Annotated in this window: 16 protein-coding genes; 7 read left to right on the top strand and 9 right to left on the bottom strand. The window is 47.6% G+C overall.

Annotated features, from left to right (window positions below; genetic code table 11):
• Window positions 1–31: 31 nt before the first annotated feature.
• From ABWO75_RS02275 to ABWO75_RS02265, 3 genes are all read left to right on the top strand, one after another.
• Window positions 32–769: an MIP/aquaporin family protein gene (locus tag ABWO75_RS02275; protein WP_353182132.1), complete on the top strand. Its 738-nt coding sequence runs from the start codon at window positions 32–34 to the stop codon at window positions 767–769.
• Window positions 770–871: 102 nt separating this feature from the next.
• Complete coding sequence (locus ABWO75_RS02270) at window positions 872–4,174, top strand: SusC/RagA family TonB-linked outer membrane protein (RefSeq protein WP_353182129.1); 3,303 nt, start codon at window positions 872–874, stop codon at window positions 4,172–4,174.
• Between the two features lie 62 nt (window positions 4,175–4,236).
• Window positions 4,237–5,697 carry a SusD/RagB family nutrient-binding outer membrane lipoprotein gene (locus ABWO75_RS02265; RefSeq protein ID WP_353182127.1) on the top strand — a complete coding sequence of 487 codons (1,461 nt, stop codon included), beginning with the start codon at window positions 4,237–4,239 and terminating at the stop codon, window positions 5,695–5,697.
• 23 nt (window positions 5,698–5,720) lie between these two features.
• On the opposite strand, the gene ABWO75_RS02260 is transcribed toward ABWO75_RS02265, so the two are convergent.
• The 7 genes from ABWO75_RS02260 to ABWO75_RS02230 all read right to left on the bottom strand — a co-directional run bounded on the left by ABWO75_RS02260 (window position 5,721) and on the right by ABWO75_RS02230 (window position 11,255).
• A complete protein-coding gene (locus tag ABWO75_RS02260) occupies window positions 5,721–6,677 on the bottom strand; it encodes an MBL fold metallo-hydrolase (RefSeq protein WP_353182125.1) in 957 nt (318 codons plus the stop codon).
• The gene (gene coaE / locus ABWO75_RS02255; RefSeq protein WP_353182123.1) at window positions 6,677–7,264 is read right to left on the bottom strand and encodes a dephospho-CoA kinase; all 588 of its coding nucleotides are present in this window, start codon (window positions 7,262–7,264) and stop codon (window positions 6,677–6,679) included. The genes ABWO75_RS02260 and coaE overlap by 1 nt, the downstream gene beginning before the upstream one ends.
• A gap of 8 nt (window positions 7,265–7,272) precedes the next feature.
• Window positions 7,273–8,088 carry a YbbR-like domain-containing protein gene (locus ABWO75_RS02250; RefSeq protein ID WP_353182121.1) on the bottom strand — a complete coding sequence of 272 codons (816 nt, stop codon included), beginning with the start codon at window positions 8,086–8,088 and terminating at the stop codon, window positions 7,273–7,275.
• Between the two features lie 209 nt (window positions 8,089–8,297).
• A complete protein-coding gene (yajC, locus tag ABWO75_RS02245) occupies window positions 8,298–8,624 on the bottom strand; it encodes a preprotein translocase subunit YajC (RefSeq protein WP_353182119.1) in 327 nt (108 codons plus the stop codon).
• A 32-nt stretch (window positions 8,625–8,656) separates the two neighbouring features.
• Window positions 8,657–9,130 (bottom strand): DUF1573 domain-containing protein, encoded by a 474-nt coding sequence (locus ABWO75_RS02240; RefSeq protein ID WP_353182117.1) that lies wholly within the window; start codon window positions 9,128–9,130, stop codon window positions 8,657–8,659.
• A gap of 56 nt (window positions 9,131–9,186) precedes the next feature.
• A complete protein-coding gene (nusB, locus tag ABWO75_RS02235; RefSeq protein ID WP_353182115.1) occupies window positions 9,187–10,134 on the bottom strand; it encodes a transcription antitermination factor NusB in 948 nt (315 codons plus the stop codon).
• 41 nt (window positions 10,135–10,175) lie between these two features.
• The gene (locus ABWO75_RS02230) at window positions 10,176–11,255 is read right to left on the bottom strand and encodes a Glu/Leu/Phe/Val family dehydrogenase (protein WP_353182113.1); all 1,080 of its coding nucleotides are present in this window, start codon (window positions 11,253–11,255) and stop codon (window positions 10,176–10,178) included.
• Between the two features lie 197 nt (window positions 11,256–11,452).
• Here ABWO75_RS02230 and ABWO75_RS02225 point away from each other — a divergent pair, with 197 nt between their 5' ends.
• Window positions 11,453–13,243: an ABC transporter ATP-binding protein gene (locus tag ABWO75_RS02225; RefSeq protein ID WP_353182111.1), complete on the top strand. Its 1,791-nt coding sequence runs from the start codon at window positions 11,453–11,455 to the stop codon at window positions 13,241–13,243.
• 83 nt (window positions 13,244–13,326) lie between these two features.
• Here ABWO75_RS02225 and rpmA read toward each other — a convergent pair whose 3' ends face one another.
• Window positions 13,327–13,968, bottom strand: a complete 642-nt coding sequence (gene rpmA, locus ABWO75_RS02220) for a 50S ribosomal protein L27 (RefSeq protein WP_353182109.1) — start codon at window positions 13,966–13,968, stop codon at window positions 13,327–13,329.
• Window positions 13,969–14,019: 51 nt separating this feature from the next.
• Window positions 14,020–14,331: a 50S ribosomal protein L21 gene (gene rplU / locus ABWO75_RS02215; RefSeq protein ID WP_257656648.1), complete on the bottom strand. Its 312-nt coding sequence runs from the start codon at window positions 14,329–14,331 to the stop codon at window positions 14,020–14,022.
• Between the two features lie 187 nt (window positions 14,332–14,518).
• Between rplU and rpsF the strand changes: the two genes are divergently transcribed.
• From rpsF to rplI, 3 genes are read left to right on the top strand one after another with little or no spacing between them, the layout of a single operon-like run.
• A complete protein-coding gene (gene rpsF, locus ABWO75_RS02210) occupies window positions 14,519–14,890 on the top strand; it encodes a 30S ribosomal protein S6 (protein ID WP_353182106.1) in 372 nt (123 codons plus the stop codon).
• Window positions 14,890–15,153, top strand: a complete 264-nt coding sequence (rpsR, locus tag ABWO75_RS02205) for a 30S ribosomal protein S18 (protein ID WP_257656650.1) — start codon at window positions 14,890–14,892, stop codon at window positions 15,151–15,153. The genes rpsF and rpsR overlap by 1 nt, the downstream gene beginning before the upstream one ends.
• A gap of 13 nt (window positions 15,154–15,166) precedes the next feature.
• The gene (rplI, locus tag ABWO75_RS02200; RefSeq protein WP_353182104.1) at window positions 15,167–15,610 is read left to right on the top strand and encodes a 50S ribosomal protein L9; all 444 of its coding nucleotides are present in this window, start codon (window positions 15,167–15,169) and stop codon (window positions 15,608–15,610) included.
• Window positions 15,611–15,701 lie beyond the last annotated feature (91 nt).

Here is a 15,701-nt window from a genome sequence, read left to right as displayed (position 1 = left end):
ATGACCACGTAACCAATTAAAACTAAATAATATGACACCTTTTATTGCAGAAATGCTGGGCACCGGCTTTCTTATCCTATTGGGCGGAGGGGTGGTGGCTAACGTCGTCCTCAATGGCACTAAAGGACACAATGGCGGCTGGATGGTAATTACAACAGCCTGGGCACTGGGTGTTTTCACAGGCGTCGTTATTGCCGGTCCTTACAGTGGTGCGCACCTGAATCCTGCTGTTACATTAGCCATGTGGATCACGGGAAATGTAGCCACGGAAGCAGTACCATCCTACCTTGCCGGGCAATTTACCGGAGCCATGGTTGGCGCATTCGTTGTTTGGCTGGTTTATCAGGATCACTTCAGACTTACGGAGGACGCCGGCGCAAAACAAGCCGTGTTCTGTACAGCTCCTGCTGTTCGCAACCTGCCGGTAAACCTGATCAGCGAAATAGTAGGCACATTTGTATTGCTGTTTGCTGTCTTTTATTTTACCGATGCGTCGCTGGACGACGGCGACACCGTACCCATTGGGCTGGGATCACTGGGCGCTATACCCGTCGCATTTATCGTATGGGTAATCGGTCTCTCATTAGGTGGTACAACCGGATACGCCATTAATCCGGCCCGGGACCTTGGACCACGCATCATACATGCCTTATTGCCGATAAAAAATAAAGCAGGTTTTGACCTGCAGTATGCGTGGGTACCAGTAATTGGCCCGCTGATCGGCGCTGCACTCGCTGCATTTCTATACCACTGGATCGGTTCCGTATAACGAAAAACTAATTTATTTACCCTATTGTAATGCGGGGTTAATAATTAGTAAATATAGGAATTAGATACTTGCAACCAATTAAAGCAATAAACCTCGAATGAAATGAAACATCGACATGATTTTCCGCACGGCGCTTATCCGTGCGTTTCCGGCAAGGAAAAATCCACGCTCAGTACAGGCGCGTACCACTTACGATACGCCTGGATAGTGGTGTCTTTATTTTGCCTCGTTATGCTGTCAAACCAGCAAGCCCGGGCGTTAACCCGGACTGCCGGAGCAATAGCGTATCAGGAACAGGTAACCCTTGAGGGTATTGTACAAAACGAAACCAACGGTGAGCCGCTTAGCGGTGTTACTGTTATCGCCAACGGGCAGGCCATCACCACCACGGATAACAGCGGCAGGTTCCGGGTAACGGTGACAAAAGGTACCGCCCTGACTTTTGCATTGATAGGCCGAGTGTCGCGACATGTTACTGCGGCCGATTCACAAAGCAACCTGGTGATCTCGCTTGCCGAATCTTCTACGGAGATTGACGAAGTGGTGGTTACTGCACTGGGAATCGAACGGGAAGCGAAAGGACTGGGTTATGGCGTGAGTACGGTAAAGGGTGAAGCGATAACCAAGGCGATGCCGAACACGTGGACGGATGCGCTAAAAGGTAAAGTAGCCGGCCTTAACCTGACACAGACAGGGTCAGGCCCGATAAACTCCACACGGATAAACCTCCGTGGAGACCGTTCGCTGGATCCCAACCGGAATGAAGCACTCATTGTCATTGACGGCATCCCGATGATCAACGGCCGGGTGAGCTCAGGCGTGGACCAGGCATACGGGGCTGGATCAAGTGGTGTGGATAAAGATATTCCGATTGATTTCGGCAACGGCCTCTCAGACATTAATCCCGACGACATCGAATCGGTGACCGTGCTGAAAGGTGCCGCGGCTACCGCATTATATGGAAGCCGTGCAGGGAATGGTGCGCTGATCATCACGACTAAGAAAGGACAAAGCCGAGACGGAGTCGGGATATCCATCAATTCCAACACCAGTATAAATGATGTTTTACGCTGGCCCGAATATCAGTACGAGTATGGTCAGGGCAACAATAACCGGAATGCCGATGGGGAATTGTATTATTCCTATCAATTGTCCGAAGACGGACCAAATACAGGGTCAACGTCCAGTGCCTTCGGCCCGAAATTTGACGGGCAGCGTTATTTCCAATATGATCCTTCGATCGAGGGACAGTCGGCCGAAAGGCTACCGTGGGTGCCATATAAGGATAACGTCAAAGGTTTTTGGCGAACCGGCTTTACCACCACGAATAACCTAGCGCTTGACGGTGCTACCGACCGCTTTTCGGCGCGCGCATCCTTCACACATACCAAGAACGAATGGATTATGCCCAACACCGGTTTTGAACGCTTCGTCGGTACACTTAACGCCGGAGCACAGCTGTCGGAGAAACTGACCATCAATGCCAAGATGGGGTTCACCAACAAAACCAGTGATAACCTGCCAGGCACAGGCTACAACAATCAGTCGATCGCTTATTTCATGATCTTCCAAAATCCAAACGTCGACCTGGCCGTGTACGAACCACGGTGGAAACAAGGACAGGATCAGATCAGTCAGATTCATCCGTTCAGCTCTTATATTGAAAATCCCTTTGTCATCGCACACGAAATGACAAACAGTTTAAAAAACATCAATATTGATGGAAACCTGCAGGCAGTCTACGCATTTAACGACCGTTTTAATTTAATGGTACGTTCCGGGTTAAACCTGCGCCAGGATCAGCGTGAACAGCGTCGCCCATGGGATACCGCCAATTTTCCGCAAGGTTACTATAAACAGCAGGATGTGTTTTTTTATGAGTCGAATACCGATGCATTACTGACATATAATGACCAACTGAGTCGGGCCGTGACCATGACGGCATCAGTGGGCGGCAACCTCATGCACGGGCAGAGTAAAGAAAACAACGCCATGGCAAGGGGACTTATGCTCCCTGGGATTTACAAGCTATCCAATGCGCTGGAGCAGGGTGTGGTGGACAATATAATTGCTGAACGGCGTACGCATAGCCTTTATGGACTGGTCAATTTTTCGTGGAAAGAATTGATATTTCTTGATGTTACTGGCCGGAACGACTGGTCCTCTACCCTGCCCGAGCAAAACCGCTCCTATTTTTACCCATCAGTAAGCACCAGCTATATTCTATCTGATATATTCCGGTTACCCACCGCCATCTCTTTCGCCAAAGCCCGGCTTTCCTGGGCGCAGGTGGGCACCGACACAGATCCTTACCGGATTGCAAAATATTATAACCAATCAGATTTCCCAGGTTCGGCAAATGCCCCCTCGGTATTACACAATGCAAACTTAAAGCCCGAAATCTCCACGTCGTGGGAAGGCGGGATCAACTTCTCCCTTTTCCGGAACCGCATAACGGGTGATGTAAATTTATATCATAACAATACGGTCAATCAGGTACTGAGCGTACCATTGGACATCACTACCGGCTACAGCAGCGCATTTATCAACGCCGGTACCATTCGTAACCGCGGCATTGAGGTGATGTTAAGCGGAAGCCCGGTATCCAATCAGAATTTCACCTGGACATCCACCATTACCTGGGCGAAAAATGAAAACAAAATTCTGGAACTCAGTGACGAAATCGATGCCGACCAGCAAATCATTGCCACCAGCGGCACCGCATCCATCATTGCCACCGAGGGCGGCACAACAGGTGATATCTGGGGATATGGGCTGGTCCGGAACGAGCAAGGCCAAGTCGTCTTCGACGCAGAGACTGGTCTGGCCCTCCGGCCCGCGGATATAACCAAAATCGGTAATGCTTATCCGTTATGGCGTGGCGGCTTTCTGAACGAATTCAGCTATAAGAACTGGCGGTTCAGTTTGCTCTTTGATGGCCAATATGGTGGTATGATTTATTCGCAGACACATCATAAAATGACAGAGCAGGGTAAATTGAAACATACGCTGCTTGGACGGGAGGAAGGTCTTGTCGTTGGGGACGGTGTGGTATTAAATGACGATGGATCCTATTCACCTAATACCACGCCGGTGGCAATCAACACCTGGTACGGTGATTATTACCGCCGGGCCAATATTGAAACCAACAGTTTTGACGCCTCTTACATCAAACTCCGTGAAGCGCGCATTGAATTCAACCTGCCGCAAACCTGGACTGCAAGACTCAAACTGTCGGGTGCCAGTATTGCCCTGTACGGCCGGGATCTCCTACTGATCTCGAACTTCCCAATATTTGATCCGGAAACCGCATCTCTCAACGGGGCAACCGTAGTACCGGGTGTCGAAATGGGCCAGTTGCCCACACCACGCACTTGGGGCGCAAATTTAAGCTTGAAGTTTTAAACAAACCGGTGCATGAACTCATTTATGCGATTGAATACATACACCCTCAATTCATCATTCTAATGAAAAAGATAACAGCAGTAATATTGGCAAGCACCATCGGCGCGATGAGCTTTTCTTCGTGCACGAAAAATTTTACTGATTTAAATACAGATCCCAACCGGATAGACCGGGTAACACCCGGTAGCCTGGTAACTCCTACCGTTTATGGTATGAGCACCTACTTCACCGAGCGCAGCCGTGATTTTACGTGGCAGATCATGCAGGTAGGCCTTCCCAACCCCAGCCCTGCCAATGGCATACATCGCTATGAGTTAAATGAAAATGCAGGTAACGGCACCTGGAATACCTGCTATCAGTGGATGCGTAACCTTCGTGAAATGCGAGAATCTGCTGAATTCTACGATCAGCCGGTATACCGGGCAGTTGCCGCTACCTTACAGGCGTATATTGTGGGTATCCTGACAGATAGTTTCGGCGACGTTCCTTTTTCGGAAGCGCTTATGGCCGAAGAGGGGATTTCCCAGCCTCGATTTGATACACAGGAGGAAATTTACAACAAACTGATTGTCGACCTGGAGGAAGCGAATACGATTTATGCCGCTGAAGGGGAAATGGCCGGAAACGACGTCTTATACGGCAACAACAAGGAAAGCTGGAGGCGGTTTAACAATTCGCTGCTGATGCGGCTCATCCTTAGACTCTCCAAGCGGACCGAATTCAACAGTTACGATAAGTTGCAAGCGATAATTAATGATCCTGAACAATATCCCGTTTTCCGCAACAATGATGAGGCCGCGCTCTTGACGGTAACGGGGCTCCCGCCATACGATTACGCTTGGGGAAGAAGGCAGGATTATGTCAATTTCCAAGCGATGGGCCAGTTCTTTGTTGACATGCTTAATGAACTGGAAGATCCGCGGCGGGCCCTGTTTATGACCCAGGCTTCGCGATTAGTAGATGGCGCCATACAACCCATTGGCTATAAAGGTATTCCAAGTGCCCACTCCGGTGATGAGTCTCAGTTCGATTTTTCGCCAAGTACGCCAAATGGCGACCTGATGGTATACACGGCATTAGGCACGGAAATTATTGAGGTAATCATGGGATATGCCGAGGTCGAATTCATCAAGGCTGAAGTAGCTCTCCATTTCGGTGATATGGAAGCCGCAAAAGAGGCATATGAAGCCGCCGTTACCGCCGCAATTGCCCAATGGAAAAACAGTGAAATACCCATGGGGTATTTTGAAAATGAAAAAGCTGCATTTAACGGTACAATGGAGCAGCTGATGAATCAAAAGTACCTCGCATTATTTTTCAATGACTATCAGCAATGGTTTGAATACCGGCGTACCGGCTATCCCGTACTTCCGACAACCGCGTACATGCTGCACGATGGGGTAATGCCTACGCGATTTATGTATCACAATAACGTAAGACGGTTCAATCCCCAAAATTACCAGGAAGCGGCCGACCGTATCGGCGGTGATGATGTCATGACCAAGGTCTGGTGGGAAAAATAGATCAGCTGTAATAAAGAATTTCCTCAGGGCATTAATTGCAGTGGCCTAATGGGGATGACACCTGAAAAATGGGCAGCCAATGGCTGCCCATCACCATGGATGGTCCAGATTTCCCGTGGCTTCATCACAGCGATATACGACAGGATATCCTGCCAGTCCACATGATCTGAAATATACAATTCCAGGTGGTTGTGCTGCTGAAGCCGTTTCCATCCCGAAGCAAATACTCGTAGCACATTGGTAGCCCTGAAATAACTATTGAAGGTGAACGGCGGCACAATGTAGATTTTATTAGCAGGCAGTACCTTCATCTCTTTGCGGTTATAAGGTTCATAACGGCCCATCACAATGCCGAAAGATTCGTATATCCGGTGAAAAGGTAAAATACTGTGATGAATCAATATCCGCCGGTCCGGACAGTACCGATTAATCAGGCTGGTAAGTCGCTGTGCCTTACCCAGCGCATAAGCACCCAGCAACAGGTTAGCCGATGTTCCCGCCAGCTTGATAATTTCCGAAACTGGATCGGGGTGAATAATCTCTGGGTTGGCAAAAGTGCTTTCGGTAATCAGTACATCGGCAGCAATGGTCTCCAGCGGATCACAAGTATGATCCGGCTGAACTTTATAATCGCCCGTGTATACATACCGTATCCCCTGGTATTCCATAACGACCTGAGCTGATCCAAGCATGTGTCCGGCAGGTATGAAATAAAGCTTTACTTCCTGCAGACTAAAAAACTGATGATAAGACTGTTCAAAAAAACTTTGCGACGATTGTTGGCGATAGCGATGTTTCATGAATACAGTCGTCGGGGGCGTGCAGAAAATCCGTCGGTGTCCCGGTGTGGCGTGGTCAGCATGCGCGTGGGAGATCACGGCATTATCTACAGGCAGCAACGGATCAATAAAAAAATTGCCATACCGGCAGTAATACCCTTCAGGTCGCTGAACCAGAAAATCCGCCAGAATATCCGCCATTATCGTAACTGAAGAAAAAAATCGTGTAACTTTAGCACCTGCGGAATAAGTGCTTGAATACCGTCGTTAGTAATTGTAAAATCAGCGAGGGTCGCTTTTTTCTCTTCCGGCCATTGACTGGCCATGCGGGCTCTCACCTGGCGTGCTGTCGTTCCGTCACGCTCCATCACCCGTTGTATGCGCAGGCCTTCGGGGGCCGTCACCAGGATATTATAATCGTTTTTTTTATATGAGTCGCTTTCAAACAGCAGGGCGGCCTCCTTAATGGTATAAGGAGCATGTTGCGCAGCTGCCCACTCCTCTCCTGCCCGGATAACCACGGGATGCACCAACGCATTCAGCTTTTTCCGGGCGGCTTCATCATTAAAAACCGTTTCGGCCAGGTATGCCCGATTAAGTGAGCCGTCTGCGGAATAAGCTTCCTCGCCAAATGCATCGGTGATGGCCGCTACCAGCCCGGGGTCTCCGGTCATCAGTAGCTTTGCCTCCCTGTCCGCATCAAAAACCGGAATTCCCAAAACGCCGAAAATACGACAAACTAACGTTTTGCCGCTGCCGATTCCGCCTGTTACACCAACCTTTTGCATACTCAGCATTATTTTCTGACGAAGAATTCAACATTTTGGGGCTCCACTTTAACCAACGTGCAGAATTCCGGTATCTGGGTAATGATCACCGGCAGGCTACTGATTTGGTCATCAACCCAATGCTCCATGTTCACGACCACTTCAAAGGAGTTGCCTGTTATCTTAGCGTAATCACGCAACGACACCATAACAGTAAGTTTCACCTTGCCAGGCAGCAGCTTTACGGAGCTGAATTGCCTGCCGTTTTCCACTTTCAGCGGCACTTCAAGAATTTTTTCGGTTACCTCGCCAACGGGAATATTTACTTCAACTGTTGTCGGATAGATATTAATATTAGCGCGCTGGTTTTTCTGTAACGGAACATTCGCGCGTACAGCAGACTGCACCTGGGTGCCTCGTATCGTATCTGTTTCCCAGGATTCGATTTCCACCACATCTTCGAGTGGACCGGTAATTGTCACGTATTCGGGTGATACCGTTAAGTGATCAATGATATTATACTGTTTTGCAAATTGGATGTGATATACCGGCTTAACCGGGATCTTTCGTTCGGTTTGTTTGGAGAAATCAAAGTACAGCGTATCCGGTGAAACGGACACGACCTGTTGGTTCGCCGCAAACTGGCGATTTACAAACCCCAACTGGTTGGTAAAGACAATCCAGTTTCTGTTCTGAAGTCCACTGAGATCCACCTGAATGGTATGTGCAGTGGAACGCAGGGTGGAGAACAGCAATTGCCAGCCTGTCGTTTCCAGCCGTATATTTACGGTGTCCGATTGCAGTGGGTGGAACGCCTTATTTGCCGGCGCGTTAACATATTCCACGCCAGCTTTAACGGTATAAACGTAATTGTTGGAAACCGCAAAAATAGTCCATGCCAGGAATGAAAAAAAAATGCATTTCGCAAAAATGCTAAGCTTGCGTCGCTGCGTTTTGTTTAATTTCATTCCCGGCATCACGAACAAACTTAGCGAAAGTTGAGCGGATATGCAATTGGGACAGGGCCACTGAAATGACCTGTCCCCTACGGCCGCTACGCTTTGGGTGCCGCAGCAGCATTCTGTGCCTTGGAAGCATCCAGGGCAATAGCAGACTTATCGAAACGGATCTTGATTCCTGATCCAACATCTACCAGAAACGTGGTTTCGGAAATTTCGACAATGCGGCCATGTATGCCGGCGGTAGTCACCACTTTATCGTTTACCTTAAGTTCCTCAATATATTTTTTATGGTCTTTTGCCTTTTTCATTTGCGGCCTGATCATGAAGAAGTAGAATACTACGATGATCAAAACCATGGGTAAAAAACCCATGATGCCTGCCGATCCTCCTGCCTGTAATAAAATTGTCGTTGTTGTCATTGTTTAAAAATTATCGTGTTTATGCTGTCTGGTTATTTTGACACCTCTCCACGGAGGTGAAGTAATGTATTTGTGCTCAACGCATTGGAAGTAACCGTCACGATCTTATGTTGTTTTCCCAACTGTCCTACACTGTTGAACACCACTTTAACAAGTCCCTCTTCGCCCGGAGCGATCGGGTTTTTTGAATATTCTGGCGTAGTACAGCCACAAGATGCCTGTACATTCGAAATAATCAATGGTGACCCACCTGTATTCTTGAAGAGAAACTCATGCTCAACCCGCGTTCCTTCATCCACTTTTCCAAAATCATAGGTGTCGGAAACCAGTTCCAATACTGGCGCCTCTGCATTATCCCCGGGGATTACATGCTGGGTAACAGGCTGTTCACCGGCATGCTCCGACGGAACCTCTGCTGCCTGTTGTTGATTATTTCCGGAATTACATGAGAGGGTAAGCGCCAGACCGGCACAGAACAACGGGATTATTTTCATGGTATTCATCATCCTTGGTATTAAGTTTAATTTTCTTTCGAGCTAATTGTTTGGTAAATGCGCCTATTTTATTGTATCAATCCGCGGCCATGTTTTCGTATCCGGCCCGACGCCTGCAATTCGCCAAGTATTTTATCCAATACACCATTAATAAATGTATTACTTTTCGCCGTGCTGTATACTTTCGAAAGTTCGATATACTCATTGATCGTAACTTTTACCGGAATCGTTGGAAAATTAAGCAATTCACAGATGGCCATGCGCATAAGCAGCGTATCAAGCAGTGCTATTCGGTCGGCCTCCCAATTTTTGGTTTTTGCACCGATCAGCTGCTGATATTCATCGGCGTAGCGAATGGTCTGTGTAAACAGCTCCATGATAAACGGCCGGTCTTCATCCCAGTTAGGGGTCAATTCCGCCAGCTTATTCTGCGCCGGGTTTTCGCTGGCAAAATTCTTGAATGTCTTGGCCACCATGGCCTGCAGCACCTCTTTATCAACCGACCAGTTAATAAACCGTTCTTCAAAAACCTGCTCAATGGCGGGTGACGTCAAAATTATCTTCTTGAAGATAAACTTGATGACGTCTTTTTCGGCGGCGATAGACCTGTCCTCCTGCTTCAAATACGTTTCATAGGCTTCTGAACTTTTCAGTTCTTGGAAAACTTTGCGGACAATTTCCGGATCAAAGCTCCAGGAAACCTTGTATCGCTTTACATCGGCCTTGTATTTTTCATTATTCCGAAGCGATACGATAAACGTGTTGTCGTGCAAGCGCGTATCCAACGAAAGGTCCTTTTCTGTCGGCAGAAACTTGTTTGCGCGTTCCTCCGCATCAACCAGGACATAATCAGCCACTTCATCCAATAAATTCAGCGCCCAGATATACATTTCGTATACCTGATCGACACTTTGCAGCAGTGCCTTTTCAAATTTGGTTACCTGTTTATCTTCCGATAACTGGTACGCATACAGCGTTTGTAATACTTTGACCCGGAGGTGCCTTCTGTTTAGCATGTTACAAAGAACGAAATGGCGTTACCGCCTATACTTATTGATTACTTCTTAATTTTACCCATGGCCGCTATCCGTGATTCGGCAATGCGGTTAGCTGCCTGATAGGGCGCGATACGCTCATCAATAGCCTTGCGCAATACCGACCGGGTGACGTCGTAAATGTTCTCCGTCAGTTCCGCGGTGCGGGATATACCGTACCCCGCAATTTCAGAGTAACAGCTGATCAATCCGCCGGCATTGATCAAATAATCGGGTGCATAAAGGATCCCCTTTTCCATCAGCAACTGTCCATCCTCTTCCTCATTACGCAGCTGGTTATTCGCCGATCCCGCGATAATCCGGCAGCGCATCTTTGAAATGGTGTCCTTATTTACGGTACCGCCCAAAGCACATGGCGCATATACATCTACATCAAGTGTATACATGTCGTTGTTTGATACGGCAACCGCCTTATACTTATTGGCCACTTCGATCATCCGGTCCTCTACGATATCGCTCACGTATACTTTTGCATTTTCCTCCCGGAGCATCGCAATTAGATGTTCACCAACATTCCCCGCTCCCTGTACCGAAATGGTCCGTCCGGCGAGGCTGTCGTTACCGTAAAGCTCCTTCAATGCGGCTTTAATACCATAATATACACCTTTTGCTGTAAATGGGGAAGAATCACCGCTGCCGCCGAGGGATTTGGGCAACCCTGCAACATGATTGGTTTCCATGTGGATATATTCCATATCGCGGGGCGAAGTTCCAATGTCCAACGAGGCAATAAAAGCGCCGTTCAGCCGGTCCACAAATTGTCCGAACCGCCGCAGCAATACTTCACTTTTCTGTGTGCGGTGATCACCTATAATGGCTGCATTCCCGCCACCCAGGTTGATTCCGGTTACTGCGGTTTTGTATGTCATACCCCTTGATAGGCGGAGCACATCATCTATTGCCTCATCTACATTGGTATACGGAAGCATCCGCACACCGCCAATGGCGGGTCCCAAGGTAGTGTCATGCACGGCAATTATTGCCTGTAACCCCGTCGCGCTGTCGTTGCAGAAAACAAGTTGCTGATGTCCGAATTGCCCCATCAGCTTAAACGACGAATGATCATTAGCGGAAACTGCCATACATGCTATCGGTTTGTGCATTGAAAATGTTGCGCAAAACTACTCAAATTACAATGATAATACAATTTTATCATCGCATTTTTCGATTCCGTCGTTACCTGCGAAACACGTGTATTGCTAATATTAAGTAAATTTACAGCCGTTGTTGGCGGCACCGTGCTATTTTGACTAAAACATGTGTATTTTTGCCTACCAAGATGAAACATCTCGCACACCTCAATAAATATTTTTACAAGTACCGCTGGCGCATGATTCCCGGCGTTCTTTTCGTCATTGCCTCCAATTATTTCGGTGTATTGCCGGCACAGGTAATCCGAATCGCGTTCGACCTGGTAAAGGAAAACATCAGCATGTACCGGCTTTTTGACGGCTTTGAGCGGCAGCAACTGATTTACCAGGTGTTCGGTTCCAGTCTACTCCTCTTTGGTGCACTGGTATTAATACTTTCGCTTATACGTGGTATTTTCCTTTTCCTGATGCGTCAGACAATTATCCTGACGTCAAGGCATATCGAGTACGACCTGAAAAACGAAATCTATGGACATTACCAGCAGCTGGACATGGCGTTTTTCAGACGCAACAATACAGGTGACCTGATGAATCGCGTAACAGAAGACGTAAACCATGTACGTTCGTACCTAGGGCCGGCCATCATGTACTCGATTAACACCATTGTACTCTCCATCATGGTGATCGCCGCCATGATCCAGGTAAATGCGACACTGGCCTTCTATGCGCTACTTCCCATCCCGATTCTGTGCGTCATCCTACTGTATGTAAATAAAATTATCAACCGGCGCAGCGAAGCGATTCAGCGGCAATTGTCCTCCTTATCGTCGTTCGTACAGGAAACGTTTTCCGGAATCCGCGTGGTTAAGGCGTACAATCGCGAGGCGGATAAAATGGGGGTGTTTTCGAATGAAAGCGATCATTATCGGGATGCCTCCTTGGCACTCGTTAAAACGCAGGCGATTTTCTTTCCGTTAATTTTACTTTTGATCGGGTTAAGCACCATCATTACGGTGTATGTAGGTGGACTAGAAGTGGCAAAAGGCACCATTACCTCGGGAAACATTGCCGAATTTATCGTGTATGTTAACCAGCTTACGTTTCCGGCAATGGCCCTGGCCTGGGTTACCTCGCTCATCCAACGGGCTGCCGCGTCACAGAAGCGCATTAATGAGTTTCTGCAAACTGAACCCTCCATCCGACCAATGGCTGAGCACGTGGCAGCCGATTTAGCTATTCAGGGACATATCCAGGTCAACAATGTCAGCTTTACTTATCCCGAAACCGGTATCCGGGCGCTCCGCCAGGTATCTTTTGAAGTACGGCCGGGACAGGTACTGGCCATTGTGGGTAAGACGGGCTCGGGAAAATCCACCCTGGCCAACCTGCTGATGCGCATGTATGATGTACAGACCGGTGATATCCGGGTAGACGGCACGGACATTAGGAAACTCCCGCTTCAGGCCTATCGCCAGCAGATCGGCTTCGTTCCACAGAACGTATTTCTTTTTTCCGATACCATCGCCAATAACATCGCATTTGGACTCGATAGCACCTATCCGGACCAGGTTGAGGAAGCCGCACGGAATGCGGCGGTTTATGAAAATATCATGGCGTTTGAGGAAGGATTCGAAACATCCATCGGCGAACGGGGTATTACCCTGTCGGGCGGACAGAAACAACGGGTGTCGATTGCACGTGCGCTGATTAAGAACCCTCAGATTCTCATTTTTGACGATTGCCTGTCGGCAGTGGATACCCGGACCGAAGAAGAGATCCTCCGTAACCTGAGTCGGGAGATGCAGCATAAAACGACGATTTTCATTGCGCACCGGATATCAACCATTAAAAATGCCGACCATATTATCGTGCTTGATGAAGGAACGGTCATCGAACAGGGTACACATGAACAATTGCTTGCGCTTCGGGGAAGTTATTTCGAGCTGCACGAAAAGCAGCTGCTTGAAGAAGTGGTCTAATCGGCAAAAAACAAACGGGCACAAAAAAACCACTCACTTTTACAGGCGAGTGGTTTTTCGTTATAGTTAACGGCTTGCGCGGATTAATCTTCCTTACCGCCGTCAAGCGCTTCCTGCCATTTCTTAAGCTCGTCAAACTTACCTTCCGCAGCCAATTTGGCTTGTTCAGGCCAGGTATCCGTTACCGCAGTATTAAACTGGTCACCCGCTTCGGTTAACAGTGCTTTCAATTCTGCAGCAGACTTAGCAGCTACCGCTGCATAATCAGAGATACCGGCATTTACGAATACTTCCGCTATTTTCGGGCCAACACCCTCAATGATCGTCAGGTCATCGCCTTTAGCCTTTTTCGCTTTCGGGGCAGCTTTTGCTTTTTTTTCAGCTACCGGAGCTTCTTCGGCAGCAGCTTTCTGTTCCGCTTTCGGAGCAGCCTTGGCTTTTGCTTTGGGTTGTTCGGCTACCGCTGTTTCTGCTACCGGGATAACCGATACAAAAGACTTGTTATTTGCCTTCTTGCGGAACACCACCTTGCCGTCAATCAGTGCAAACAGTGTGTGGTCTTTACCGATACCTACGTTCACATCCGGATGATGCTTAGTTCCACGTTGCCGTACAATCACATTACCGGCAACGGCAAGCTGACCACCAAATATCTTTACTCCCAAGCGTTTACTGTGTGACTCACGGCCGTTCTTTGAACTACCCGCACCTTTTTTATGCGCCATGTTTACTTTATCTTATGATGGGCATGAAGCCCGATTAACAATCAGTTCGTATTATAATGTGATTCCGGTGATTTCAATTTTGGTAAATTGCTGGCGATGGCCATTCTTTTTCCGGTAGCCTTTACGGCGTTTTTTCTTGAAAACGATCACCTTGTCTCCTTTTAAATGTGACAAGATCTTAGCTGAAACCTTAGCGCCTTCCAGGATAGGTGCTCCTACCGTGAATTTACCACCGTCTTCCGCTAACAATACGTTGTCAAATTCAATACTAGCGCCTTCATCTCCCTGTAAACGGTGTACAAAGAGCTGCTGGTCTTTTGCAACCTTAAATTGCTGTCCGGCTATATTTACTATTGCGTACATTGTTAATGAATTAATAATTACTATTTTTTATAAATCGAAGCGCAAAGGTAAGGCTTTATTTTAATAATACAAACCAAGCATCGCAAAAATTAGTAAGATACCCTTTTGATATCAAAAACTTTATGCATAAATTTGCAGCCCGTTTTAACATATAAAACGCGATTAAATTAATTTATTTACAAAAAGTATGCAACAGTACGAAACCGTTATCATTCTTACCCCGTTGCTTTCTGAGGAGATTTCGAAAGAGGTGATTGCCAAATTCAAAAACATCCTGACCGAAGGCGGAGCCGAAATTATCCACGAGGATAATTGGGGTTTGAAAAAATTAGCGTATCCGATTGAGAAGAAAACAACCGGATTCTATCACCTAACAGAATTCAAGGCTCCAGGTGAATTAATCAATAAACTGGAAGTCGAATACAAGCGTGATGAGCGGGTAATGCGTTTCCTCACAATCCGATTAGACAAACATGCCATTGCCTACAACGAGAAAAAGCGCAGTGGAGCGTTCAACAAAAAGGCCGAAGCGCCTAAAGCAGAGGAGGTAGCAGAATAATGGCAAACGAACAAATCCAGTACGTAACCGCTCCCAAGGTGGAGGACAACCGTAAAAAATACTGCCGCTTCAAGAAAAATGGCATCCGGTACATCGATTATAAAGACGCTAACTTCCTGTTGAAGTTCGTCAACGACCAAGGCAAGGTATTACCACGCCGGCTGACGGGCACTTCCCTGAAATTCCAACGGAAAGTGGCTCAGGCGGTGAAACGCGCCCGCCATATCGGTTTATTGCCTTATGTTACGGATTCATTAAAATAAGGAGGGAAACGACATGGAAGTAATTTTAAAACAGGACATCAAAAAACTGGGCGAAAAAGACGACATCGTATCGGTAAAACCCGGTTACGGCCGCAATTACCTGATCCCTCAGGGATTTGCCGTACTGGCAACAGAATCGTCCAAAAAGGTGCTGGCTGAAAACATCCGTCAGGCTCAGTTCAAACAAGATAAGATTAAGAAGGACGCTACGGAGCTGGCTGCCAAACTGGAAAGCGTAAAGCTGACCATCGGTGCAAAGGCCGGCGAGACCGGAAAGATCTTCGGCTCCGTGAACAGCATTCAGGTGGCAGAAGCGTTAAAGCAACAAGGCTTTGATGTAGATCGCCGTCGCATCACGTTTGAAGAAGACCCCAAGGTATTGGGTGAATACGTAGCTAACCTCAACCTGCATAAAGAAGTAAAAGTGCAGGTACCTTTCGAGGTGGTTGCGGAGTAATCCAGATTCCACAGACATTAACTAAGGGGATACCGAATCGGTATCCCCTTTTTTGTGTCTATAATCTTATAAATAAGATTCACCGCGTAAT

This window comes from Parapedobacter lycopersici, assembly GCF_040395035.1.
GTDB classification, from domain to species: domain Bacteria; phylum Bacteroidota; class Bacteroidia; order Sphingobacteriales; family Sphingobacteriaceae; genus Parapedobacter; species Parapedobacter lycopersici_A.
Note: the sequence above shows the minus strand (reverse complement) of the source record. Positions and strands in the feature narration are given on the sequence as shown.